The sequence below is a fragment of the Sphingobacteruim zhuxiongii genome, assembly GCF_009557615.1.
Classification (GTDB): domain Bacteria; phylum Bacteroidota; class Bacteroidia; order Sphingobacteriales; family Sphingobacteriaceae; genus Sphingobacterium; species Sphingobacterium zhuxiongii.
The window spans coordinates 1,523,192-1,547,642 of the sequence record NZ_CP045652.1 but is presented as its reverse complement, the minus strand read 5'-3'; the positions used below and the strand labels follow the sequence as shown (position 1 = coordinate 1,547,642).

At 38.0% G+C, this 24,451-nt stretch carries 20 protein-coding genes and 1 pseudogene; 9 read left to right on the top strand and 12 right to left on the bottom strand.

The genetic code is table 11. The features are described from left to right. Nucleotides 1-52: 52 nt before the first annotated feature. A complete protein-coding gene (locus tag GFH32_RS06690; protein ID WP_153510455.1) occupies nt 53-841 on the top strand; it encodes a Cof-type HAD-IIB family hydrolase in 789 nt (262 codons plus the stop codon). Between the two features lie 155 nt (nt 842-996). On the opposite strand, the gene trxB is transcribed toward GFH32_RS06690, so the two are convergent. Together trxB and GFH32_RS06680 are read right to left on the bottom strand one after the other, a co-directional pair. Then, nucleotides 997-1,965, bottom strand: a complete 969-nt coding sequence (trxB, locus tag GFH32_RS06685; protein ID WP_153510454.1) for a thioredoxin-disulfide reductase — start codon at nt 1,963-1,965, stop codon at nt 997-999. Between the two features lie 18 nt (nt 1,966-1,983). Then, nucleotides 1,984-2,913, bottom strand: coding sequence for a 3'-5' exonuclease (locus GFH32_RS06680; protein WP_153510453.1), 930 nt, complete (start codon nt 2,911-2,913; stop codon nt 1,984-1,986). A 195-nt stretch (nt 2,914-3,108) separates the two neighbouring features. Between GFH32_RS06680 and GFH32_RS06675 the strand changes: the two genes are divergently transcribed. The 4 genes from GFH32_RS06675 (at nt 3,109) to GFH32_RS06660 (ending at nt 6,266) form a co-directional block, all read left to right on the top strand. Beyond that, nucleotides 3,109-3,423, top strand: a complete 315-nt coding sequence (locus tag GFH32_RS06675; protein WP_153510452.1) for a hypothetical protein — start codon at nt 3,109-3,111, stop codon at nt 3,421-3,423. Between the two features lie 84 nt (nt 3,424-3,507). Further along, nucleotides 3,508-4,317 (top strand): MbnP family protein, encoded by an 810-nt coding sequence (locus GFH32_RS06670; RefSeq protein WP_202111211.1) that lies wholly within the window; start codon nt 3,508-3,510, stop codon nt 4,315-4,317. After that, complete coding sequence (locus GFH32_RS06665) at nt 4,310-5,335, top strand: cytochrome-c peroxidase (protein ID WP_153510450.1); 1,026 nt, start codon at nt 4,310-4,312, stop codon at nt 5,333-5,335. Before GFH32_RS06670 ends, GFH32_RS06665 begins: the two co-directional genes overlap by 8 nt. A 1-nt stretch (nt 5,336) precedes the next feature. Next, nucleotides 5,337-6,266, top strand: coding sequence for a transporter (locus tag GFH32_RS06660; protein WP_153510448.1), 930 nt, complete (start codon nt 5,337-5,339; stop codon nt 6,264-6,266). A 71-nt stretch (nt 6,267-6,337) separates the two neighbouring features. Here GFH32_RS06660 and GFH32_RS06655 read toward each other — a convergent pair whose 3' ends face one another. Further along, a complete protein-coding gene (locus tag GFH32_RS06655) occupies nt 6,338-6,736 on the bottom strand; it encodes an SRPBCC family protein (protein WP_153510446.1) in 399 nt (132 codons plus the stop codon). Between the two features lie 3 nt (nt 6,737-6,739). Then, the gene (gene pyrE, locus GFH32_RS06650) at nt 6,740-7,387 is read right to left on the bottom strand and encodes an orotate phosphoribosyltransferase (protein WP_153510444.1); all 648 of its coding nucleotides are present in this window, start codon (nt 7,385-7,387) and stop codon (nt 6,740-6,742) included. Nucleotides 7,388-7,409: 22 nt separating this feature from the next. Between pyrE and GFH32_RS06645 the strand changes: the two genes are divergently transcribed. After that, the gene (locus GFH32_RS06645) at nt 7,410-7,997 is read left to right on the top strand and encodes an NUDIX hydrolase (protein ID WP_228384234.1); all 588 of its coding nucleotides are present in this window, start codon (nt 7,410-7,412) and stop codon (nt 7,995-7,997) included. 139 nt (nt 7,998-8,136) lie between these two features. On the opposite strand, the gene GFH32_RS06640 is transcribed toward GFH32_RS06645, so the two are convergent. Together GFH32_RS06640 and GFH32_RS06635 are read right to left on the bottom strand one after the other, a co-directional pair. Continuing rightward, nucleotides 8,137-9,456, bottom strand: coding sequence for a Na+/H+ antiporter NhaC family protein (locus GFH32_RS06640; protein WP_153510440.1), 1,320 nt, complete (start codon nt 9,454-9,456; stop codon nt 8,137-8,139). Between the two features lie 446 nt (nt 9,457-9,902). Further along, nucleotides 9,903-11,354, bottom strand: a complete 1,452-nt coding sequence (locus tag GFH32_RS06635; protein WP_153510437.1) for an alanine/glycine:cation symporter family protein — start codon at nt 11,352-11,354, stop codon at nt 9,903-9,905. Nucleotides 11,355-11,547: 193 nt separating this feature from the next. On the opposite strand from GFH32_RS06635, the gene GFH32_RS06630 reads away from it, so the two are divergent. After that, a complete protein-coding gene (locus GFH32_RS06630; protein WP_153510435.1) occupies nt 11,548-12,501 on the top strand; it encodes a hypothetical protein in 954 nt (317 codons plus the stop codon). A gap of 304 nt (nt 12,502-12,805) precedes the next feature. Here the strand turns inward: GFH32_RS06630 and GFH32_RS06625 are convergent, their stop codons facing one another. Both GFH32_RS06625 and GFH32_RS06620 read right to left on the bottom strand, forming a co-directional pair. Next, complete coding sequence (locus tag GFH32_RS06625) at nt 12,806-13,024, bottom strand: hypothetical protein (protein ID WP_153510433.1); 219 nt, start codon at nt 13,022-13,024, stop codon at nt 12,806-12,808. A 129-nt stretch (nt 13,025-13,153) separates the two neighbouring features. Continuing rightward, nucleotides 13,154-14,107 (bottom strand): fatty acid desaturase family protein, encoded by a 954-nt coding sequence (locus GFH32_RS06620; protein ID WP_228384233.1) that lies wholly within the window; start codon nt 14,105-14,107, stop codon nt 13,154-13,156. Between the two features lie 645 nt (nt 14,108-14,752). Here GFH32_RS06620 and GFH32_RS06615 point away from each other — a divergent pair. Together GFH32_RS06615 and GFH32_RS06610 are read left to right on the top strand one after the other, a co-directional pair. Further along, the gene (locus tag GFH32_RS06615) at nt 14,753-16,378 is read left to right on the top strand and encodes an ABC-F family ATP-binding cassette domain-containing protein (protein WP_153510429.1); all 1,626 of its coding nucleotides are present in this window, start codon (nt 14,753-14,755) and stop codon (nt 16,376-16,378) included. Between the two features lie 124 nt (nt 16,379-16,502). Further along, nucleotides 16,503-18,023, top strand: a pseudogene (locus tag GFH32_RS06610) (IS1182 family transposase); the annotation flags it as partial. A gap of 332 nt (nt 18,024-18,355) precedes the next feature. Here the strand turns inward: GFH32_RS06610 and GFH32_RS06605 are convergent. The 4 genes from GFH32_RS06605 to GFH32_RS06590 form a co-directional block, all read right to left on the bottom strand. Further along, complete coding sequence (locus tag GFH32_RS06605; protein ID WP_153510427.1) at nt 18,356-19,063, bottom strand: AAA family ATPase; 708 nt, start codon at nt 19,061-19,063, stop codon at nt 18,356-18,358. 102 nt (nt 19,064-19,165) lie between these two features. Further along, nucleotides 19,166-19,711 (bottom strand): GNAT family N-acetyltransferase, encoded by a 546-nt coding sequence (locus GFH32_RS06600; protein WP_153510425.1) that lies wholly within the window; start codon nt 19,709-19,711, stop codon nt 19,166-19,168. A 40-nt stretch (nt 19,712-19,751) separates the two neighbouring features. Then, entirely contained in the window at nt 19,752-23,408 is a 3,657-nt protein-coding gene (locus GFH32_RS06595) for an ABC transporter permease/M1 family aminopeptidase (protein ID WP_153510423.1), read from the bottom strand. Next, complete coding sequence (locus GFH32_RS06590) at nt 23,401-24,285, bottom strand: ABC transporter ATP-binding protein (protein WP_153510421.1); 885 nt, start codon at nt 24,283-24,285, stop codon at nt 23,401-23,403. The genes GFH32_RS06595 and GFH32_RS06590 overlap by 8 nt, the downstream gene beginning before the upstream one ends. Between the last annotated feature and the right edge of the window lie 166 nt (nt 24,286-24,451).

Sequence of the window (24,451 nt, the reverse complement as noted above, 5' to 3'; positions counted from 1 at the left end):
TAAGAATTTGAAACAAAGATAGGAATCATCAGCCTAAAACGTAACTTTGTATATGCAAAACCCAGTTGTAAAGGCCGTCTTTTTTGATATCGACGGTACATTAATTAGCTTCAAGACACATAAAGTACCAGACTCAACCGTAGAAGCAATCAGCGAATTGCAAAGCAAAGGGATAAAGACGATTCTATCTACGGGCCGTTCGATAAATAGCATTGACCACGTTAAATTTTTAGACTTCGATGGTTTTATTACTTTCAACGGAGGATATTGTCTTACGAAGGACAGCGAAGTGCTTTATCGTCAAGCAATCGACAGTCAAGATATTCAATCGGTGATGGATTACGCAAAAGAAAAGCCGCTAAGCTTCTCCTTTATGTCGGAACATGAAATCACCATTCATGATGTTACCCCTGAAATCGCAGGAATGTACGCGCATCTAAATCTACCTGTCCCTAAACTAGTCGACATGGACTTGGTTGACACCAGCAGTATTTTACAAACAAACATATTTCTTGGTCCAGATGTGGAAGAAGAATTCATGAATCAAGTAATGCCGAATTCATTAGCTTCACGATGGACTCCACTATTTGCCGATGTGAATCCAAAAGGTTTGAGTAAGAAAGTCGGCATCGACATCATCTGTAAGCATTTTGGAATTGACATAAGTCATACGATGGCTTTTGGAGATGGAGGAAATGATATTAGCATGTTAAAGCATGTAGAACTTGGAATTGCTATGGGAAATGCAAATCCAGAAGTCAAAGAAATTGCGAACTACACGACAGATGAAGTTGATGACAACGGAATATGGAATGCTTTAAAGAAATATGGTCTAATCTAGGTCAGATAAGAATTGAAGTAGACAAATACCGAATACTAGGTATATATTCCGCGCTTAGGAAGATTTAAATTCGAGTTGAAGAACATAGTCAAACGCTATCGTTCGGATTACTTTTACTAAAAAGGGGCCGATGTGAATCCGCCCCTTTTATATTTTTATGCTACGATATCTTCTCTAGCAACGAGATAACGCTCAGCCTCTAATGCAGCCATACATCCCGTTCCTGCCGCAGTAATCGCTTGACGGAAAACATGATCTTGAACATCACCACATGCAAACACACCAGGAATATTAGTAGCGGTGCTATCTGGTTTTGTTATCAAATAACCAGTTTCATCCATATCTAATACGCCCTGGAACAACTCTGTATTTGGTTTATGCCCAATTGCCACAAAAAATCCTGTGATATCTAGATCTGTAAGTGCTTTAGTCTGATTGTTGATAACGCGCAATCCCGTCACCACTTGACCATCGCCTAAAATTTCTTGAGCTTCTGAATTATATAATACTTCAATATTTGCTGTATTCATAACACGGTGAACCATTGCTTTTGAAGCACGGAACTCATCGCGACGAACAAGCATATATACCTTTTTACAAAGTTTTGCAAGGTAAGTCGCTTCTTCAGCTGCAGTATCTCCTGCCCCTACAATGGCAACGTCTTGATTTTTAAAGAAAAATCCGTCGCAAACCGCACATGCAGAAACTCCGAAACCGTTATATTTTTGTTCTGAATCCAAACCTAACCATTTTGCCGTTGCGCCAGTAGCAATAATAACGGTATCAGCAGTTACAGTTTTTATTCCATCAACCTCTACTTTATGAATCCCTCCATCCGTAGAAAAATCAACTTTAGTTGCATATCCAAAACGCACATCTGTACCAAAACGTTCGGCCTGTGCACGTAGATCCTCCATCATGATTGGACCTGTGATACCCTTTGGATAACCTGGGAAATTATCAACCTCTGTAGTTTGTGTAAGCTGTCCACCCGGTACCATCCCTGTATAAATAACAGGTTTTAGATCCGCGCGAGCAGCATAAATTGCTGCAGTATAACCAGCAGGACCTGAACCAATAATCAAGCATCCTACGTGTTCTACTTCTTGTTCTGTTTTATTCATAATCTTTATTTATATCTGCTATTTCTTAAATTTCCCTTGCAATTGCTGCAACATATCTGAAGTTATTGGCTTGGGCTCTTCGCGCTTTACGACACGCTTGGGCTCGGGTTTATCTGCTACCGCAGCTGTCTTTACCGTTTTCTTTGCGTTTTTATAATTTGTCCAAATCTCCTCCAACACTTTCTTTGTATATAATGGAAAATCGCCGTTCTGCATCCAAGCATAATAACTCGGCTCTACATCAAAGACATCAGTCACTTTTTTACCCTTATGCTTCCCGAAATTAATGGAAGGATCACCATCTTCATCAAATACGATACGTCCAGCAAAGTCAACGGGCTTACTCAAATTTGTAAATGTATGTAAAGCTTGTACGTCATTAACAACCGGCTTACTCACATTCCCATGCTTATCTTCAAAATCCGCTCCTTCATATTTGCTCAACTGCGCTTTCAACACATCGTAGGTCGCACGAACATCAGCTTCTGCATTATGCGCATTCTCTAGGGATTCTCCACAATAGAATTTATACGCCGCTTTTAACGTACGCTGTTCCATTTGATGGAATATATTTTGAACGTCAACAAAAGCGCGCCCCGCTAACGTAAAAGGAACGCCAGCTCGCAAAAACTCTTCCATCAACATCGGTACATCGAACTTATTCGAATTATAGCCCGCTAGATCTGAATCGCCGATAAATTCAGCAACCTCAGCAGCACGCTCTCGAAAAGTCGGCGCATCTTTTACATCTTCGTCATATATACCATGAAACATCGATGATTCCGCAGGAATTGGCATCTCAGGGTTAACGCGAAGTGTAAGTGATTCTTCTTTTCCTCCCGGGGATACTTTCAAAATGGATACTTCAACAATTTTATCCAATGAAACATTGACTCCCGTTGTTTCCAAGTCAAAAAAGGCCAACGGGCGCTTTAAATTCAATTCCATGCGCTTTCTAGATTTATGTTTTTTGCTAACGCTACAAAAGTACAAAAACTATTCTATTAGAATTAGATTCGTTTGCTTTTACTAAATTAATTCAATGTAAAATTTTTACTTACGAAACTTAACAATTAGATTTGCAAGCAAATGAAAAGGCTGTTATTATATCTACTCATTCCCATAATGCTTTTACAAAGCAATATGACATTATTGATATCAGCTTCATTCTACTACAACCAAAATTACATCGAGAAATACTTGTGTATTCAGCGCGACATGGAAAACAACTCCTGTCATGGTCAATGTTATCTTGCGAAGAAACTAAAAGCTCAACAAGAACAAGAGCAGCAAAACTTCAAAATGAATTTACATGAAGCATGCACACTACAGATTTTCTCCTTCTCATTCAAATCTCCGACTTATTCCGAACTTAACTCGTCGGACTATGCAATCTTCAAGTCGAACTTGAATCCCAAAGACATTTCGATAGGACTCCTTCGTCCTCCCCTCGTATAACTGACCATAATTTCTATTGAAGTTATTGTGCTTTTGCAATGACTTGTTCAGCTTATTTCAAAAAATTTCAGTTAAAAAAACACGATGAAAATAAAACACTTCATGCTTAGCCTTGTGGCTACAGTTACGCTATTCTCTTGCGCCAAAGACGATATTACTTACGAAAACAATAAATCAGGGCAGCTAAAAATCAAGTTCGACCATATAGTTGGCGGAAAATCATTAGTATTGAATGACTACAATTACAGCAACAATAGCGGGGAACAATTTAACGTTGAAAACCTAAAATATTTTGTGAGCAATATTCAGCTCTCAAATGATAGAGGCGAAGTTTATACCGTTCCAAAAAAAGAATCGTATTTTCTAATAGACGCAGAAAATAAACCGTCATTACAACCAAAAATCCAAGTACCGGAAGGAAAATATACGAAACTACAATTCGTATTAGGTCTTGACAGCCTAACCAATACACTACCTGTCGAAGAACGTACGGGGGTTTTAGATATTGCCAAAAATGGGATGTATTGGAGTTGGAACAGCGGCTATATTTTCTTCAAAATGGAAGGTAACTCCTCGGCGTCAACAACGGCAGATAAAAAATTCCGCTATCATATCGGTCTCTTTGGAGGTTATGATAAACCAACAAAAAATAACATCAAAACTATTCAAGTTGATTTAAGCCCAGCGGGTGCAGCAGAAGTTAAAGAAAATCTGAGTAGCGATATCCATCTAATGGTTGACTTATCCAAAGTATTCGATGGAAAAAATAAAATCAGCATAGCGACGAACAGCACCGTAATGGTTACAGGGCCCAATGATAAAATTGCTGAAAACTATAGCGAGATGTTTCGACACGACCATACGCACAACTTCCAAAAGATAAATAATGAATAAAGCCTATTGGTTGGTTGCTGGCACTATCATAACGATCATATTTGCCTGTCAAAAGGCAGATCACTTTGTTGACGAATACCTTATTTCTTTTACGAAACCGAAGCATTTCCCGGAGCCAAACTATAACTTCCCAGGAAATCCGATTAGTAAAGAGAAATTTGATCTTGGCAAGAAGTTATTTTATGATCCCATTCTATCTCGAGATAATACCATCTCTTGTTCTAGCTGTCATATTCCTGAGAACGCTTTCACTCATCACGGCCATGATGTTAGTCATGGAATCGATGATAGGTTAGGTATTCGAAATAGTATGACGCTAACCAATTTGGCTTGGTCAAAGTCCTTCTTTTGGGATGGTGGAGTCTTTGATCTAGATTTGTTTTCCATTGCACCGATCGAGAACGTCGTGGAGATGGACGAAAAATTACCCAACGTCTTAAAAAAGTTGAATAGCTCAAAGACCTATCCTTTACTGTTTGAGAAGGCATTCGGAACACGTGAAATCCAAAGCAGCCACTTATTAAAAGCGCTGTCACAGTTTATGCTGTTGCTCGTATCTGACCAGTCGAAATATGATCAGGTTATACGATCGGAAGCGGAATTTACGGCTGAAGAGGAAGCTGGATATCGACTGTTCCAATCGAACTGCAACGCATGTCATCAAGAACCCCTATTCACTGACGGATCATTTCGCGATAATGGAATTGGGATGAATCCGGCAAAAGACGAAGGACGTTTTGAAATTTCCCAATTGGAAAACGATAGGCTCAAGTTTAAAGTGCCAACGCTAAGAAATCTAGCATTTACACAACCGTATATGCATGATGGCCGTTTTAGAACGCTAGAATCGGTGATTAATCACTATCGTCGAGAAGTACAACAAACGCCGAATTTGGATCCTTTATTTAGCAAAGAGATGGGAATAAAGCTATCCGAACTAGAAGTTAAACAGCTTTTAGCATTCTTAAACACACTCAATGATGAAACATTTATAAAAAACCCTTTATTCCGTGAATAATATGAAGAAACTTTTGATTGTATTAATACTCTTAATCTCTATGAACAGTAGCCAGGCTTGTGATATCTGTGGCTGTGGTGTTGGAGGTTATTATATCGGTTTGTTGCCGGATTTCAGTAAACGATTTATCGGTCTCCGCTATCAATTTAATCGAATTACGACACAATTGGATATACATGGCAATCGCACAGCCTTGACAACAGACGAAAAATATCAAACGATGGAATTATGGGGGGCATGGAATATTGGTCAGCGATGGCGAGTATTAGCCCTTGTTCCTTATAATTTCAGTGAGAAATACACTTCTGGAAGTGAAATTTTACGTAAGAAAAACGGTATCGGTGACATCACATTAAACGGATACTACAAACTTTTTGAGGGCTCAAACAGTACTGATAATAATAAATTAATAGTTCAAGCATTATGGTTAGGATTAGGCGTGAAACTACCTACAGGATCATATGACGCACTTGAACAGCAGAACGCGATGGCAACAAATCCCAATATTTTCCAACTGGGAACTGGAAGCCTTGACATTATTCCGAGTTTAATGTACGATATCCGTATTCAAGATTTTGGAATCAATATGAATGCGAGTTATAAATTGAATACAGAAAATAAAGACGATTATCGATACGGTAATAAAATTGCAAGTAACGCTAGCGCTTATTACAAGATTGCCTTGGGTTCAAATAGTCGTATTGCTCCAAATGCAGGGCTATCTTTTGAAAAACAAGGAAAAGATCATAGTATGGGCTTTAAAGTCGAAGAAACTGGCGGACATCTATTAAATGCTTCTATGGGGTTAGAAGCCAATTTCAATAGAATATCTGTCGGGGCATCATTCCAAACGCCAATCAATCAAGATCTAGGCCGCGGGAGAATAGACGCAGGAAATAGAATGCTAACTCACCTGTCCTATTCTTTTTAAAGAACGATGTTGTATTAATAGAAAAAGCAGCTCAATGAGCTGCTTTTTCTTTATTGTGGAATCTAGGGTGATTAACCCAAAATTTCTTTCAATTTACTTACTTGATGATCCACTAATTTCTGCAATGGACCGGAAGCCATCATCTTCATCATCATATTCAACTCTGCCTCGATTAAAAACGTTGCTGTCGTTGTCGTTTCAGATGCTGGTTCTACTTTCCAACGAAGTGTAATGGCAAAAGGCGCTTCTTCCGAAGGCACACTAACCAGTTCTTTGTTCTCGATGCGTTGGCTAATACGTAATGCTAATTTCGCCATATTTTTAATGGTAAAGCTAGCTTCGTCAGCAGTTGATACCCAGTTATAAATATTATCTGGCATCAATTGCTCATGATTATTTAAATCCGAAAGGAAGTTGTATACTTCCTCAACTGGCTTACTAATAAGCGTAGAATTCTGTATTACTGTCATAGCTTAAACTTCAGGGCTCCAATTTGCTGGATCTTGGCGCCATTTTTCTAATAATTCGATATCAGATTCCATGATATAGCTATTTGATGCAGCTACACGAACTAGCGCATCATAATTACATAAACTATGGAATGTACATTTTGCCTCTTCAAAGTTCTTACGAGCCTCGTCGAAACCATAGGTAAAGATAGAAACTAAGCCAACTACGTTACATCCTGCTTCGCGCAAAGCTTTAACAGCAATTAAACTACTCTTTCCTGTAGAAACTAAATCTTCAATCACAACAACACGTTGTCCACTACTAATCTCTCCTTCAATCATATTCTGACGACCATGATCTTTTGCACTGCTACGAACGTATGAGAAAGGTAAACCTAGGTCTTGAGCTACTAAAACGCCTTGTGGGATGCCCGCGGTCGCTACGCCAGAGATCATATCTACCGATCCAAACTCTTCCTGGATCAACTGAGATAGCTTTTGTCTGATGTACGTACGGATCGACGGATGCGATAAAGCTATACGGTTATCACAATAAATTGGAGACTTCCATCCTGACGCCCATGTAAAAGGACTTTTAGGTTGTAATTTTATTGCTTTAATTTGCAATAAGGATTCTGCAACTTTTTGTTCAACCTCATTTAAATAATTCATGGCACAAATTTATAAAATTTATATGAACCAATCTCTGTTAATTTTCGCAGATTTTGCTCCGAAAATCAAAGGGAACATTCAAACGATTGGTTTACAAGACATTGATTTAGAAAAACTTTTTAACCAGTCGACCAACAAGACTGAAAAAAACATCTATTTACACATACAACCAAATATTGAGAAAGTTTTCAAAACTTTCATCGCTAATATTCGAATTATCAGAGCTGCTGGTGGACTTGTAAAAAACGGTGAAGGACACTATCTTTTTATCCATCGACTAGGAAAATGGGATCTTCCTAAAGGAAAAGTTGAAGAAAACGAGAAAATGAAAGAAGCCGCATTACGCGAAGTCGAAGAAGAATGTGGAATCAAGATAAACTACTTAGGAAAGAAAATAGAAACGACTTATCACTGTTATACGATGCGCGGAAAATTCGTGCTTAAACAAACCAAGTGGTATGAAATGGGAATTAATAAAGTTCCCAAACTTACACCTCAGCTGGAAGAAGATATCGACCAAGCAATATGGGTTAAAAAATCAAACCTATCTAAAATAAAAAATGACACCTACCCTTTGATTCTTGACGTTATCGAAAACATTGAAAAATAAAAATCAAGACGTTTATTAAAAATAGTAAGCCAACATAAAGTAAAAACCTATATATTGCGCATTTTCAAATTCGCTTTATATAGGTTTTACAGAATATTGCTTCAAGCTACTATCCTGAAAAAGACAAATGGCGTTTAGGTTAAGCCACGACTTGCTTTTCTTTACGGAATATAATAAACAGCAAGGTAACCCCACCAAGCAAAACTGGATAATAAAGATATTGCATAATATCAACAGGCGACAAGAGTGGTAATTTTTGCTCCGATAAAACCATGTTCGCTGCGGCAAGAGCTGCCAAAATCTGCGCACCATAGGGCACTAAACCTTGTATAAAGCAAGAAATAGTATCTAAGATACTCGCAACACGTTTCCCTTCTAATCCGTTTTTATCTGAAATCTCTTTTGCAATAGGACCAACAATAACAATGGTGATTGTATTATTCGCAATAGCCAAATTAACTAATCCGGTTAGAAATGCGATACCCAACTCTGCTTTCTTCTTTGAATCGATACGTTTGGTAACTGCATTTAATAGATAATCAATTCCGCCATTAAAACGAATGATCCCTACGACCCCTCCTATTATTAGGCATAATAAACTTAACTCGAACATGCCTGCAAAACCATCATTTATCGACTTTAAGACCGCTAGAAAATCAACGGAATGCGTAAATAGTCCAATTATAGCAGCAATGACAATTCCGACACCCAAAGTAAAAATAACGTTCAATCCCAATAAAGCCAATACGAAAACAATCACATAGGGAACAATCTTAATAACTTCATAATCTCCGACTGGTATGTCTTGAAGGTTCTTCACGAGCGCTTGACCCTGAAATCCGTAGATAATAAAAACTAATATCGCGACAGGGAAGACCATTTTAAAGTTTACCTTGAATTTATCGCGCATTCCTACATCTTGAGTTCGTGTAGCTGCAATAGTTGTATCTGAAATAAACGAAAGATTATCACCAAACATAGCACCGCCTATGACAGCAGCTAAGGCAATAGGCATAATTCCGGCAATGTTCTGTTCTAAGCCTACAGCAATTGGAGCCAGAGCGACAATCGTACCAACGGAAGTTCCTAAAGATGTTGAAATAAAACAGCCTACCAGAAAAAGTCCAGCTACAATGAATTGTGGTGAGACGTAAGTGAGCGCAAAATTTATTGTCGATGAGATTGCGCCAATATTCTTTGATAGTTCCCCGAAAGCTCCTGCCAACAAGAATATCAAAATCATAATCAGAATATTCTCATCGCCCGATCCTTTAGAAAAATGACTTAACTTCTCTGAAAAAGATACTTTCGGAAATTGAAAAAAGGCAACAAAAAGCGCCAATACAAAAATTACTAAAACAGGGAGTGCATAGAAGTCGCCAAGGATATAAGAACACGAAAAGTAGACGACAACAAAAAATATAAGCGGCAGTAAGGCCCAAAAATTGCCTTTCTTCATAAGAATAATTTATATAAACCTTACAAAAGTAGTATAATTCTTCTACTTGAAAGGAAGCTCCATAAAAAAACGACAAAACTAGTAGTTTATATTTTGAGTTTATTTTAAAACAACAAAGAATTAAACTTTAGACTGTGGATAAAAATTTCCAATCCTAACAAAAATGTGTAACTTTAACGTTAATCACCAATTTAGACACAATTTAAATTAAACATGAAAAGGACTCCGTTGACGAATTTGTTCCTTTTACTTTTAGTGGCTGTCGTCTTATTATTCGCAACGACTTGCTTTGGCATTCATTAAAGTGTGAGAGTCTAAAAAGGAACAACAAGTTGTTCCTTTTTTTATAACCATAAAAGCCAAAAAAAATACAACAGGCTCATCATAAATAAAGCGGCTATTTTTAAAAAAACAGCCGCTTTATTTACGTAAAATATTTTAGACGCTTATTGATTTTTACTTTCCCAATAATCGGCATTTTTAACGCCAATCTCTTTCGGATTGAAGTCAGGGTTTTCTATTCCTTGTTTACGTTTCTTTTTATAATCATTCCATACTTTCATCGCTGTCTTGCTCATTAACAGAATTGCGATAAGATTTACCCATGCCATCAATCCCACGCCAATATCGCCAATAGCCCAGGCAGTATCTGCCGTACGCACCGTCCCGTAATAAACCGAGCCTAAGAAAACAATTTTAAAAATCCAACCAAGAATCTTCTGTGTTTTTTCATTTTTCACTAGGTAGACGATATTGGTATCGGCATAATAGAAATAGGCCATAATTGTAGTGAATGCAAAGAAGAATAATGCTACAGCAACAAAACCATCGCCAAATCCTGGAAAATGATGTGAAACCGCTGCTTGTGTAAAACCATTATAATCAACTCCAGGAAGATTCTCTTGCAACATGGATGTCGCTTTTCTCGCAGCATCTGTATTTGTTACATTATATTTACCCGTAAACAGAATCATCAATGCTGTTGCAGTACAAACAAATAAGGTATCAACATAAACAGAGAACGCTTGTACTAAGCCCTGTTGCGCTGGGTGACTAACTTCAGCAGCAGCAGCAGCATGTGGAGCAGTACCTTGTCCAGCTTCATTTGAGTAAATCCCTCGTTTAACACCCCATGCTATTGCCATTCCAATGATACCACCAAAAGTCGCATCTAAACTAAAGGCACTACTAAAGATTAATTCGAAGACTTCAGGAATTTGCTGGAAGTTCATCGCAATAATAACCAAGGTCATCAGGATATAACCGCCTGCCATAAAAGGCACAACATATTCTGCTACAGTTCCTAAACGCTTTACTCCTCCAAAGATGATCAAAATCAAAAGTAGAACAACCGCAATACCTGTGTAACTTGTTGGTATTTCAAAAGCGTTATGTATCGATGAAGCAATCGCATTACTTTGCACTCCTGGCAATAGTAGTCCAGCACTTATTATCGTTAAAACAGCAAATAAAACCGCATACCATTTTACACCGAGTCCCTTTTCAATATAATAAGCAGGGCCACCACGAAACTCAGTACCATCTTTTTGTTTATACACCTGTCCGAGCATAGCCTCGACGAACGCGGATGCAGAGCCCAAGAAAGCAATCGCCCACATCCAGAACACTGCCCCCGGTCCTCCATAAAATATAGCAGTAGCAACACCGATAATGTTACCTGTACCGACGCGTCCCGAAATAGCTAATGCAAACGCTTGAAAGGAAGATATCCCCTCATCCCCTTGCTTTTTAGCAAACAAGAGCTTTAACATATCTTTGATGTAAGTTACCTGTAGAAATCCGGTACGGATCGAAAAATAAAGCCCGGTACAAAGGCACAAATAAATAAAAATATCACTCCAGACAAGGGAGGAAATACTGGATACGAACTTGTCCATTAATTTGGTTTAACTGTTTATCAATAGTGAAATATCCGTAAAGAAACTGTTTTTTTACCTAAATATTAGAATTTAATTTTGATTTAGGCGTTTTAAACAATCAGATTTACTAGTAATTAGTGCTTAAAAAAAATGAGGCCATCATTCGTAAATATCGTTGATATTCACTTTATTTACCTGCAAATTATCACACATGAGAGCAACGCTATTAAATATAGGAATGGGCATCCTCACTCTATTGTTTTATTCTTGTGCCACTGTAAAAAATGCGGAAATTAAGAACCTGCTGCAGCATAGCAATTGTAACCAGCGAAATGTGTACGACTATAAGGAAGCTGATTTGCCGATCCCCCTACATTTACAAAAGCTTTCAGACAACTTAAAAAATAAACTCAGTCATAATAGCCTCAATATAGCAAATGCCATTGGTCTCATTCCAACATTAGAGCGTTACTGCAACATTGAAGTTAAAAAAGGTCTTACTGATCCAACGCAACGAATAGAACTATTGGAACTGAGACAAGATATCGATCATAAGATTAACCTATCTTCATTAGAAATATCAGCAATATCGTCGGAGATGGATTGTGAAGAAGAACGTACAAGTCAAGTTGCGAATTATCTTTCTGGAATTGCTGATGAACGGGAATCTAAACTAACGATTGGAGCCATCGTCGTTGGCGCAGTTGGTGCAATATTAACAGGTGGAGTTATTAAAAACGAAACGGCAGCCAACGCAACTGGCATCTCAACCGGTATCGCTGAAGCCACATTCGGGTTTCTAATGTTTTTTGACAAAGCTTCCATTGAATTCCATCATAAGAGAAATGCTTTAAAAGATATTTGGTTTGGAACCAAAACATCCGAAATATTCCCCCCTGCGGTCTGGTATTATTTGAACTACGCAAATCCGGATTATAATATCACATCCTCGTTCCGCGAACAGATCTTAGAAAAGTGGACACATTTAGGTCAGATCGATAACGACTCGAGAGAGAAACTCGTAAAGCTATACTTTGCTGAAGGAGGTCGATACTCCAGTGAGCAGTTAAATAATCGCGCAGATATGTACGATCAACTCGAGTCCAATATTAACTTGATGAAACAAGATTTAAAAGCCCTTGCTCTTGAATTGGACAAAATGTAGCATAATGTACATTTAAGACATTCTACAAAACAAGGTCAATCACACAATTAATGAACCTCAAAGACCGTATTCGCGGCACCTTGCCTCTTTCTTCAGCGCTCAAAAAACAAGTTGACAATCATTAATGTTACGAATAGATGATTAACAAACAAACGACATGGAAAGCATGTAAATAAAGCATATCAATTAAAAACAAAGAAAGCCTGACGATAATCGTTAGGCTTTCTTTGTTTATGCTGTATAACAAGTAGGATTGATCTACATTAATCCTACTCACATTTCGCTTCGTTAATATGCAAAATATTTATGCGCCAAATTTCTTTAGTTCAACTAATAGAAGTTTTGGCCAATCTTTCAAAGCATCCTTAATATACTGTTGACCGAGCTTCGGTCCCATCAATTCAGCCATTTTTCGCGCTTGCATCTGAACATGATTTAAGTAAGCTCGATTGGGTTCTCTCACACGCTCTACATCGGCTTGATTGCCCAAGTTTGCTTTCTGTGACTTCTTTTTATTTGCCATACAACAAAAGTACCTATAATTGCTCAGCTATTGTTATACGAATTACGTTCATTTTGAATGATTGACAATATAGCAACCAAGTCAAGTGAGAATATACCTTTCCAAGCTGTCTTTGACAATATTAGATAACTATCTAGACATCGCATGAATAACGCTGTAATGAGAACGGAACGCACCAAAGAATGTTCTATGCTCATGGTACGAAACACCATAATCTTTACAGGTTTCTCTGATAATACTATTTAGGCGAGGATAATGTACATGACTAATTTTCGGAAACAAATGGTGTTCTACTTGAAAGTTTAAACCGCCAAGAAGCCAGGTTAATATTCTACTTTTGGTCGCAAAATTTGAGGTCGACTGCAATTGATGCACCATCCACTCCTCATCAATCGTACTATCTGATTCGTTCTTAAATTCGGTGCCATGCACAACGTGAGCCAACTGGAAAACAGTAGCAAGCGCTAGTCCACAAACCAAGCTCGCAATTAGTATTCCAATCATTGCATTTTGAAAACCAACAACATAGATCGGAATAACCAAGAATATCACAAAATGTATCGCTTTGCTAACCCAGAAAATAATCTTTTCTTTCATTGGCAAGTTAAACTCCTTTGATTCCTTACTTAATTTCTTTCTGAAATACTTTTCATAATCCTGATAGAAGATCCAAGCTAGGTAAGAAATAGAATACAAAAATAGAAAGTAGAAAGATTGATAACGATGTATCCCTTTCAAAGGTTGGTCTTCCGTAACACGCATAAATTTAATCTCAATATCATGATCACTACCATTGATATTCGTGAAAGTATGATGAGAAATATTATGCTTTAATTTCCATAGATAAATATTACCACCGAGTAAATTTAGCGAATAGGAAAGCACATTATTGAGTGTCTTATTCGAAGAGAATGTATCGTGTCCGGCATCATGCATTATATTAAAACCAATTGCAGCAAGATTTAAACCCAAAATAACACATAATGGTATTGCAATGTAACTAACGGGAGTAAAAAACACCAAAATGATATAATTTACCAAGAGAGCAAGGATCAATAAAAATCCTTTAAGCATTAAACTCATATTACCCTCCTTTCTGATTGATAAGTCGCTGAAATAGGCGTTAACCTTATTTTTTAGCGTTTTAGAAAATTCTGAACTCGGCTTAATGAACTTAATAGGTGAAGGCATTTTTTGTTTGTCTGTTTAATTGTAGGTCAAAATAGTCTATTTTATTAGTATTCTCACCCTTCAATGCTAATTTAACAATTTATTAACAAGAATAAAGTGCTTTTTTAAATGTCTATTGAAACAAATTTCAAGGTTTTTTATCAAGCATTAATTTGGTTATACTTCCGGACTGAACATACAGAATTCATCGCATAGCAATCAATCGTTTACAGTACATCTACCCGCATGAGGTAAATCCCTTTTTTAATCGTAACTTTGTGGGCAAATCGGATTTAAGGTTCTCTTTTTTCACCGAAGGGCGTATATCGCCGTTTACAGATTGAAGAAGAATAAGTCCGTCTTTTTTTGTTTTTAGACCCATTTCGTTCCTCTAGTACAGAAGGATTGTGTCATAGAACCTAGCAGACCACAAGCTCTAGCGATTCAGTGGACACTATCAAAAAACGTAAGATAGGGTTTATATATAAAAACAACAGTATAAAAAACAATTGATTTACAGGTACTATTACCTTTAAAAACAACAGAAAGAACGTTTAAATGATTAATGTATCAAATTTATCGCTTCGCTATGGAAAACGTATTCTATTCGAAGATGTCAACCTAAAGTTTACCACCGGAAATTGTTATGGTATTATTGGCGCCAACGGTGCTGGTAAATCTACATTCCTAAAAATTATATCAGGAGAAGTTGATCCAAGTACAGGCTCGGTGGCATTTACACCAGGAGAGCGTATGTCTGTTCTTAATCAGAATCACTATGCATTTGATGAGTTTCCAGTTATCCAAACAGTTATGATGGGTAATCAAGAGCTTTTCAAAGTGATGAAGGAGAAGGATGATATCTATATGAAAGATCCTTTTACGGATGCCGATGGAGAGCGTGCTGGTGAGTTAGAAAGCCTATTTGCTGAAATGGATGGCTGGAATGCAGAGAGTAATGCAGCAACTCTATTGAGCAACTTAGGAATCAAAGAAGAATTACACTACAAACTTGTAAAAGAGTTAGATGGTAACGAAAAAGTACGTGTCTTATTAGCACAAGCGCTTTTCGGAAATCCAGATATCCTTATTCTGGATGAGCCTACCAACGACTTGGATATTAATACTATCGCTTGGTTAGAAGATTTCTTAGCATCGTATGAAGCTATCGTGTTAGTCGTTTCCCACGACCGTCACTTCTTAGACGCAGTATGTACGCATATTGTGGATATCGACTTTAGCAAGATGTCTATCTACTCAGGTAACTACACATTCTGGTACGAATCTTCTCAATTAGCGTTAAAACAACGTTCGGATCAAAACAAGAAGATGGAAGATAAGGTTAAGGAACTTCAGGAATTTATCCGTCGCTTCTCAGCCAATGCTTCAAAATCAAAACAAGCAACTTCGCGTAAGAAAGCTTTGGATAAGATCAATATTGACGAGATCAAACCATCAAACAGAAAATACCCTGCCATTATGTTTAACATGATGGATAGAGAGCCTGGTGATCAAATCTTAAATATCGAAGGTTTAAGCAAAACTAAAAACGGAGAAGTATACTTCAAAGACATCACCTTCATGATGAATAAAGGTGATAAGATTGCAGTATTGGCAGAAAACAACTTAATCACTTCAGCATTCTACGATATCTTAACCGGACGCGATAACGATTTCAAAGGCGAGTTTAAATGGGGAGTAACTATTACTCCTGCAGATATGCCGATTGATAACGCTGCATTCTTCGAAGGCAAGACGGAAAACTTGGTAGATTGGTTAAGAGATTATACTACCAAACCAGATGCGGATGAGCAATTCATTCGTGGTTTCCTAGGTAAAATGTTATTCTCTGGAGAAGAGGTATTGAAAAAATGCTCGGTATTATCGGGAGGAGAGAAAATGCGTTGTATGTTCTCAAGAATGATGTTACAAGGAGCCAACTTCCTAATCTTTGATGAACCAACCAACCACTTAGACTTAGAATCTATTACCGCACTAAACAACGGTATGAACGACTTTAAAGGTTCTATGTTATTCACATCACGTGACCACGAATTAACACAAACTGTCGCAAATCGAATTATCGAACTAACACCAAAAGGTATTATCGACAAATTGATGTCATACGACGAATACATCAACTCAGATGTTGTAAAAGCGCAACGAGAGCAAATGTATAAATAACACAAAAAAGGGGCTGTCTAAAAAGGTCTCTTAAAGAAAGAACCCCGTCATTAAAAAATGGCGGGGTTTTTCTGTTTTTTTGTCCTTAAGATTTTGTATCTTAAGGTGCACCCAAAAAAACAATATGGCAAACATACAATTCAAAGCGCTTCCATCCAATAGTCCGAGTCTATTTCCTGAGAATATTTTAGATCGTATTCCAATGAACCATCCGGTTCGGTTGGTGAGTCAGGTTGTTGATCAGTTGGATCTAGATCATATTATCCGTCAGTATAAAGGCGGAGGCACCACTAGTTTTCACCCTAGAATGCTCATTAAGGTGCTGTTCTACGCCTATTTAAGCAATATCTATTCTTGCCGAAAAATTGAGCGCGCCTTACAAGAGAATATCCATTTCATGTGGCTTTCGGGCAATAGCACACCTGATTATCGTACGATCAATTATTTCAGAGGAAAGCGTCTTAAAGGACAGATACAAGAGCTGTTTGCAAGTATCGTTCGTATGCTGCATGATATGGAGTATGTTAGCCTGAAAGTTCAATATGTTGATGGTACCAAGATCGAGTCGGTCGCTGGTCGTTATACGTTCGTTTGGAAGAAATCGGTCGAGAAGAATAAGGTAAAGTTAGAAGCAAACATTGCTTCGGTTCTTTCGGAAATCGAGGCTCAGATCGCCCAAGACCAATCTTCATTAGGGCATCAAGAAGTTAGCAAGGCCATTGATAGCAGTCGGTTGAAGGAAAAGATCGAAGCGATCAATGCCAAGTTCAAAGGAGCCAATAAATCTACTGATAAGCAGCTTAAGAAACTTGAAGAGGACTATTTGCCTCGACTAGAGAAATATGAAGAGCAACTGGAAGTACTGGGAGATCGCAATAGTTATAGCAAGACCGATACCGATGCTGTGTTTATGCGGATGAAAGAGGACCACATGAAGAATGGCCAGCTTAAGCCAGCCTATAATACCCAAATCAGCACCGAAGATCAGTTCATCACCCATTACAGCATCCATCAAACAACTGCCGACACCACAACCCTGCCGGAACATTTGGAAGGCTTTGAGTCCCATTACGGAAAACAAAGCGAACAGCTTGTAGCAGACGCCGGTTATGGTAGTGAACAGAACTATGAATTGATGGAAAAACAGGGCATAACTGCCTTTGTCAAGTACAATTACTTTCATGTGGAACAGAAGCGCAAGCATAAACAGGATCCTTTCTCGGTACAGAATCTGTATTACAACCAGCAAGATGACTATTATGTATGTCCGGCCGGACAGAAGCTCAGCTATATCGGTCATGCAACCAGAGTTAGTACCAATGGATATACTGCCCGGGTAAGCTGTTATCAGGCTCAGCGATGCGAAGGCTGCCCAATGCGCAGTGGGTGCCATAAAGCAAAAGGCAATCGTATTATTGAAGTGAACCACAGGCTTGATCAGCTCAAGGCTAAAGCCCGAAAAAGACTGCTATCAGAAGAGGGAATGTACCATCGAAGCAAGCGACCCATAGAAGTGGAAGCTGTTTTCGGTCAGATGAAAAGCAACAACAAGTTTACCCGGTTCACGATGAAAGGACTGGAGAAAGTCGCTGTAGAGTTCGGTTTGATGGCCATTGCTCATAACCTCAGAAAATGGGCAAAAAAGTGGGCAAACGATGTCTTGTTTCGAAATGGTTATAGCGATAAAACACTATATACGATAAAAATTGGAGTCAGGAGCGTTAAAACCACAAAATATAAACTTACTGCTTAAAACTCAAAAATGAAAACAGTAATGGAATCGCAAAAGCTATAAAACAGAAGAAGGTGCCTTTTTAGACACCTTCTTTTTGTTAGTATTTAGTAGTTAGTATTAAGATATTAGACAAAATCAAACGTCTTATATCTAAATACTAATATCTTACATCTAAATTCTAACATCTAATCATCACACGTCTAATATCTAAATACTAACATCTAAATACTAAATACTTACATCTAACTTCTCTCCTCCAGTAAGCGAATCAAATTAGCTTTTACCAAGGTATAAGCATAGTCTTTTGCTTCGGCAAATGAAATATGATATCGACGTTCGACCTGTTGTAATTCGATAGGGAAACGTGCTAAGATTTTATCATAATAATGATCTAAGACTTCCTTTGTTGGCATTTCGAAACTAATCTTAAGTTGAAAACGACGAATCAAGGCAAAGTCAATAATATCGATATGATTTGTTGCGCAAATCAGCATCACTTGCTCTGGCAAATAGTCAATTAGTTGGATCATCGTATTAACTAAACGACGCATCTCTCCTACATCATTTTCATCCTCTCCCCTTGCCTTTCCGATCTGATCAAACTCATCTAAAAAAAGCACAGCCTTATCGCGGATCGCACGATCAAAAACCTGTTTTATATTTTGGGATGTCTCTCCGATTCTGGAATTAATGATATTACTTAAATTAAGAACAATTAAAGGGCGATGAATGGCATTTGCAATTGCTTTTGCCGTTGTTGTTTTACCACAGCCGGAGCTTCCAAACAGTAAAACTTTATTGTTGACCGGGAGGCCATACTCTTGCAGGTGTTCAACATACAACTGCTCTTTAATTAATTGATCGATTTGTAATCTGTTGTCCTGACTCAGAAAAACATCGTTTAAATCGACAGGCTCTTTATCCTTAATAATAAGGTCTTGAATATTCATGCTAAATGGAAACGCTAACTTCAATAAAGCTCAAAAATACGAAATCTATTCATCTTTCCCGACGAACTCAGGATCAGCTTCGAATAGTCCCGCTTCTGTCGGTTAAGCTGTTGTTGGATTCCAATCCTTCCTATCAATCTGATAAACGAAATTTCGCTTTACCCCTTCTCCGTAGTATGCAACGTCCTTCTCGTCCACTTTTATAGCCCCTAGGCGTTCAATAGAAATCTGTGAGCGCAGGTTCTCGGCTCCAATGTGAAAACGTATCTTCGATACATACTGAAATATATAAGCAATCATCATCCGCTTTACCGCATGATTTGCGCCAGAACCCCAATAGTTCGTCGCATAGAATGTATAGCCGATATGTATGCTTTCTTCAGATGGTTTAAAATCATAATATCGAGTGCAACCAATAACTTCCATACTGTCTTTATCAATAACTTTGAAGGCGCCTTCACTTTTCAACGCACCTTCAAAGAAATTTAAAAACACCTCACGGCGCCAACGGTCTTTATTAGGATGTTGCTCCCAAACTTTAGGATCTGAAGCTACTGGATAGAGTACTTCAAAATCATCCGCTTGTAAGGGGAGCAACATATAATGATCATGCTCTAAAACAGGCTGTAAATTCACAATGGTATCCATAGGTCTAAATTATGTTATACCAAAGGTAAGTAACAATCTATTAAAATGTATGTCGATTATCATCGGAATCCGTATCAATCAACTTGTTATAGGGATCGACACCAACGGAAATCGGCTTTTGATTCACGACAAAAGTCAAACGATTCTTTATGCGATCAATCTTCACGCGTTTCTCCAAAAGAGGATTCTCGACTTCATATTTACCTTGCTTCTTCGCCTCGCCAAATACAACGACATCCACATAATCTTTCAATGGCAACGACTCGATAGCTTTCTTATCTTTTGCGTTCATTTTTTCGGAAAGCTTGCTGCCTTTCACGTCTTCGTAACTGCGTTTACCTTTGTCATCCGTACGATATTTGGAAACCTTAAAATCTATACTAACTTCATACTTACCGCCTTTTAAAGGTTTTATTTCCGCTTCCTCTACAGCATTATCGTAGATAGTCACCGTTTCATACATATCCTTAATAAGATATTGCAAACTATCAGGCGTATGTTGCTTTAACAGATCAACAAATTCAATCGAAGTCGTATACGGAGGATACTGAAATGCTGTTTTCTTGATATAGGCCTGTAACACGTCGCTGAAGACCTCTTCACCTAAGTAGTCACTCATTGCATACATTACGAGCGATCCTTTGTTGTAGTGAATGTATTGTTGGTTCTCATTAAACATCAAAGGGTTCTCCTTTAATTTTTCATTTGATCTACCAACTAGATAATTATCCAAAGCTTCTTTCAAGAATTTGCGCATCTGTCCTTTCCCGTATGTCTGCTCCAATACCTTTAAAGAACTATATTCAGATAAAGACTCCGACATCATGGTCGCACCTTTAACATTCGCGCCAATCACTTGATGTGCCCACCATTGATGAGCAAACTCATGTGCAACAACAGCATAAGCATAATCTACAGCGTCTGGATTGTCTTCATCGACCTTTGCTATAAAACCAATACTCTCTGAGAAAGGCACCGTATTCGCAAAAGCCTGCGCAAATGTACCGTGAGAACTTGGAAACTCAATAATGCGTAACTGATTGAATTGGTACGGACTGAAATGTGATTCATAATAACCCAACGATTTCTTAATCGAAGCCATCATACGATCGATATTATATTCGTGTCCTTTATGATAATAAATCTCCATATTCTTCCCATTAACCTTTTCACGCTTCACTTCATACTTCGCCGAGATGAACGAATAAAAGTTCAAAATCGGACTATCCATTTTATAGTGGTAGTAGTGTTTTCCATTTTCTACCCAATCTTTCTGAAGGTATCCCGGAGCAATTGCAATTTGATCGGCACTGGTACTGACAATGGCTTCGAAATCGATCCAATCGGCATCATTCGAAATGTATGTATTACCCAATTTACTACTATCGCGGGGGTCTGCCATACGATCCCGAGGTGCCAATTTATACTTCTCGCGAATACTATTATCATCAATTTCCAAATGATCCGCATAACTTAGAATTGGAAAAATTGTATTGTTAAAGAATGTTCCATTCTCTAAGATTATCGATCGATCGTGCAGAAAAGTATTGGAGAGATTCGTTAACTGATATTGAATACGAAGAGTATCACCGGGCATCAAAGGTTGCTCAAATTGATAAACATTGACATCAAGAACTGTATCACGCTGTGACTTTTTAATCGCCCGTTCGATTTTAATATTCGTCTTCACGCTACTATTTATCCCCATAAATAAGGAATCAATCGGCAGCGTCGTTTTATTAACATAAACAAAATCTCCTTTTGCAGTAAAGTTTCGTTGTTTCGGATCGATATCTACATTCGTAAATACACTGACTAAGCGCGGACTTGGCAATTTCTCAAAATGCTTGTACTTGCGTTCAAAACTTACTTGCTGAAGCTCAGTCTCTTTATTAGAGTAGCGCGTAGAAACGACATTATTAACATAATAAATGGAATATCCTAATCCAATAAATGCGATTAGTGATAAAGCCGCGGGTACAACAATTGCAGGCTTTAATCGCATTGTAAACTGCTGCATTCGGTCTTTTACGCTGGAAAGAATTCCACGACGCCAAAACAACAACGTCAGCGCAAATAAAACTCCCGAAAACAATAACCAATATAGACGATAATACAAGTAATGGCGAATATCAGCGTAGCCATTCATATCCGAATAGTGATATTTTGGAGAATTATTGAACTTATAAATCAATTGTTCTACTCCTATCTTCGAAAGAAAAGGTATCCCTAACACAATCAGTAGACAAACTATAAAACCAATAAAGTAGTTACGGAAGAATCCGTGAATGAACAATGCGAAGCCAATAAGTACCAGATATTTCAGATAATCTAGCACAAAAAGCTCATATAAATAATGTCCGAATTCAAAATTATAATACCCGTTATATGCTTGGTAGACGATCCCTGTCAACATACTGATAAACAGAACCACGACCGTCATTTTCATCAATGCCAAATACTTGGAAAATAACAATACCCAGTTCGGCACCGAAGTGGAGTCAACCAAAAGTTTCATATTACTCTGTTGATCTCGTTGAACGAGCATCCCCGCAAAAAGCATAATCATAATGATTAAGAAGAAACTATAAATCCCTCCCATACTTTCTAACACCTGCCATGTTACAGGATAAGTCGTCGTTCCAAACAACATACTACTGGACGACATAATTGCTAGTACAAAAAGTGCGGCGATTATAATTAAGATGGCGAAAGTCCAGTTTTTAACAACATATTTAAAATCAACATTACTCAAGCGCCAGCTCATCTTTAGATTGCTAAAAAATGAATGTGATATAGCAACTTTCGGAAGATCAATACGAATAATACTACCAAAGTTGTTCTTCGTTATACGATCAGCAGATTTTGCTCGACGAAAGCTAAAGCCTTGTTGCGAGAATGAGAAACTATAGTATACCACCGTTAAAATAACAATTGCCAAACCCGACCAAATCAATCGGTTATAAAGCAACACCCCCGTCAGTGGCAATAAATTGTTATTCTGTTCGTCAATACTCCAGTATTTCGTGTAGTAGGTGATTGGCTGAAATCCAAAAGGATCGAGTAAGGCCACTAAATATCGATTATCTGCGTTTTGTGTTGCAATATCTAGAACGGACTGCAATAGCAACAAAACAAGTACAAATACAAAGCCTATGTAGATATTACGACTGAACGTCACTAGCGCAAAAATCATACTGCCGAAAAGCAAGAAATTTGGAAGCACAACGATTAGGAACCCACTCAGGTAGGCTTCGATACGATTAGGACCGAGTAGACTCGTATTAATTCCTGGATGATATTGGGCAGCATAGAACCCGACAACAGTCAGTATTGCAATCAGGCATACGATAACTATTGCAGCAAAGAACTTTGCAGATAGATACTTGAACTTATCCAAAGGATAAGAAAACAATAGATTGTGAACATTATACAAGTAATCTCTATATACAGCTGCGCCGACGACAGTCGGTAACAGGAAATAGATAAACGTCGAAAAACTATTGAAGTAGCCAGCAACATTGATTGGCGAATTGACCATTATCGGTGAGGAAGTTGTCACCGTGACGCCGTCGAATGCACCTAAGGAAGAAATGGTTGTAAAATAAGCTAATGCGAAATAAATAGCACAATAGATATAGAAAACAGGCTGTTTAAACCAGCGTGTTACTTCGAAAGTAAAGATGGTACTAAACATGAACGCTATCGTTTTTAAGGGCTACGAAATAAACATCTTCTAATATCGGTGTTGCCGACTGAAAAGAATCATCAGGTTGCAGCTCACTCATCACGCGAATATTTAATGTATTATCCTGATTATAATTTGAAGAGATAACATTATGTTTTTGATTTGCAGCCTCGAAAGCCTCGCGTTCGATACGAGCTGTCCATATCTTTCCGTTTAGTTTCGATTCGCCTTCTTGCGCGGAACCACGAAATAAAACACGACCGCCGTTCATGATAGCCAACTCATGACATAACTCCCGCACATCGTCTACAATGTGTGTCGAAAAGATAACCGTATGCTGTGCACCGATCTCGCGTAATACATTTAAAAAGCGATGACGTTCCGCAGGATCTAAACCAGCTGTAGGTTCATCGACAATGATAAGCTTAGGATTATTTAATAGCATTTGAGCAATCCCAAAGCGTTGTTTCATACCACCAGAGTAACCACTTACACTTTTCTTACGAACATCATACAGATTGGTAATTTGCAAAACCTCCGCCACGATTTTTTGACGGTCAGCCTTGGATGTAATGCCTTTCAAATTTGCAAAATAGTGGAGCAACTCTTCAGCAGATAAATTTGGGTATACGCCAAATTCCTGAGGAAGATAGCCTAGAACACGACGAAGTGCATTTTTATCCGTTAAAAGATTGATATCTCCAAAAGTTATTTCGCCTGAATCTGGGGTTTGTAGTGTCGCAATTGTACGCATCAATGAGGATTTACCAGCTCCATTTGGACCTAATAAACCAAACATACCCGGGCCTATCGTCAAATTCACAGAATCCAGCGCCTTTACACCGTTATTATAAGTCTTGTTTAAATTACTAATTGTTAAGTTCATGTTGTTTAGTATTATAGTTGGTTAGTCGCTTAAAAAGCAAAAATGTTACAACAAAGATTATTAAAATAGTCAGTGAACTAAAATCGAAGCATTTTAAGGTATGTATGAAGCAAAACTATTGAAACAATGAGAATCCTCGGAGATCAAGCCTAGCTTGGCCATAGCT

Excerpts from the sequence above, each read along its gene's own strand:
- GFH32_RS06690 (WP_153510455.1), top strand. The coding sequence starts at position 53 with ATGCAAAACCCAGTTGTAAAGGCCGTCTTTTTTGATATCGACGGTACA.
- trxB (WP_153510454.1), bottom strand. The coding sequence starts at position 1,965 with ATGAATAAAACAGAACAAGAAGTAGAACACGTAGGATGCTTGATTATT.
- GFH32_RS06680 (WP_153510453.1), bottom strand. The coding sequence starts at position 2,913 with ATGGAATTGAATTTAAAGCGCCCGTTGGCCTTTTTTGACTTGGAAACA.
- GFH32_RS06675 (WP_153510452.1), top strand. The coding sequence starts at position 3,109 with ATGACATTATTGATATCAGCTTCATTCTACTACAACCAAAATTACATC.
- GFH32_RS06670 (WP_202111211.1), top strand. The coding sequence starts at position 3,508 with ATGAAAATAAAACACTTCATGCTTAGCCTTGTGGCTACAGTTACGCTA.
- GFH32_RS06665 (WP_153510450.1), top strand. The coding sequence starts at position 4,310 with ATGAATAAAGCCTATTGGTTGGTTGCTGGCACTATCATAACGATCATA.
- GFH32_RS06660 (WP_153510448.1), top strand. The coding sequence starts at position 5,337 with ATGAAGAAACTTTTGATTGTATTAATACTCTTAATCTCTATGAACAGT.
- GFH32_RS06655 (WP_153510446.1), bottom strand. The coding sequence starts at position 6,736 with ATGACAGTAATACAGAATTCTACGCTTATTAGTAAGCCAGTTGAGGAA.
- pyrE (WP_153510444.1), bottom strand. The coding sequence starts at position 7,387 with ATGAATTATTTAAATGAGGTTGAACAAAAAGTTGCAGAATCCTTATTG.
- GFH32_RS06645 (WP_228384234.1), top strand. The coding sequence starts at position 7,410 with ATGAACCAATCTCTGTTAATTTTCGCAGATTTTGCTCCGAAAATCAAA.
- GFH32_RS06640 (WP_153510440.1), bottom strand. The coding sequence starts at position 9,456 with ATGAAGAAAGGCAATTTTTGGGCCTTACTGCCGCTTATATTTTTTGTT.
- GFH32_RS06635 (WP_153510437.1), bottom strand. The coding sequence starts at position 11,354 with ATGGACAAGTTCGTATCCAGTATTTCCTCCCTTGTCTGGAGTGATATT.
- GFH32_RS06630 (WP_153510435.1), top strand. The coding sequence starts at position 11,548 with ATGAGAGCAACGCTATTAAATATAGGAATGGGCATCCTCACTCTATTG.
- GFH32_RS06625 (WP_153510433.1), bottom strand. The coding sequence starts at position 13,024 with ATGGCAAATAAAAAGAAGTCACAGAAAGCAAACTTGGGCAATCAAGCC.
- GFH32_RS06620 (WP_228384233.1), bottom strand. The coding sequence starts at position 14,107 with ATGAGTTTAATGCTTAAAGGATTTTTATTGATCCTTGCTCTCTTGGTA.
- GFH32_RS06615 (WP_153510429.1), top strand. The coding sequence starts at position 14,753 with ATGATTAATGTATCAAATTTATCGCTTCGCTATGGAAAACGTATTCTA.
- GFH32_RS06605 (WP_153510427.1), bottom strand. The coding sequence starts at position 19,063 with ATGAATATTCAAGACCTTATTATTAAGGATAAAGAGCCTGTCGATTTA.
- GFH32_RS06600 (WP_153510425.1), bottom strand. The coding sequence starts at position 19,711 with ATGGATACCATTGTGAATTTACAGCCTGTTTTAGAGCATGATCATTAT.
- GFH32_RS06595 (WP_153510423.1), bottom strand. The coding sequence starts at position 23,408 with ATGTTTAGTACCATCTTTACTTTCGAAGTAACACGCTGGTTTAAACAG.
- GFH32_RS06590 (WP_153510421.1), bottom strand. The coding sequence starts at position 24,285 with ATGAACTTAACAATTAGTAATTTAAACAAGACTTATAATAACGGTGTA.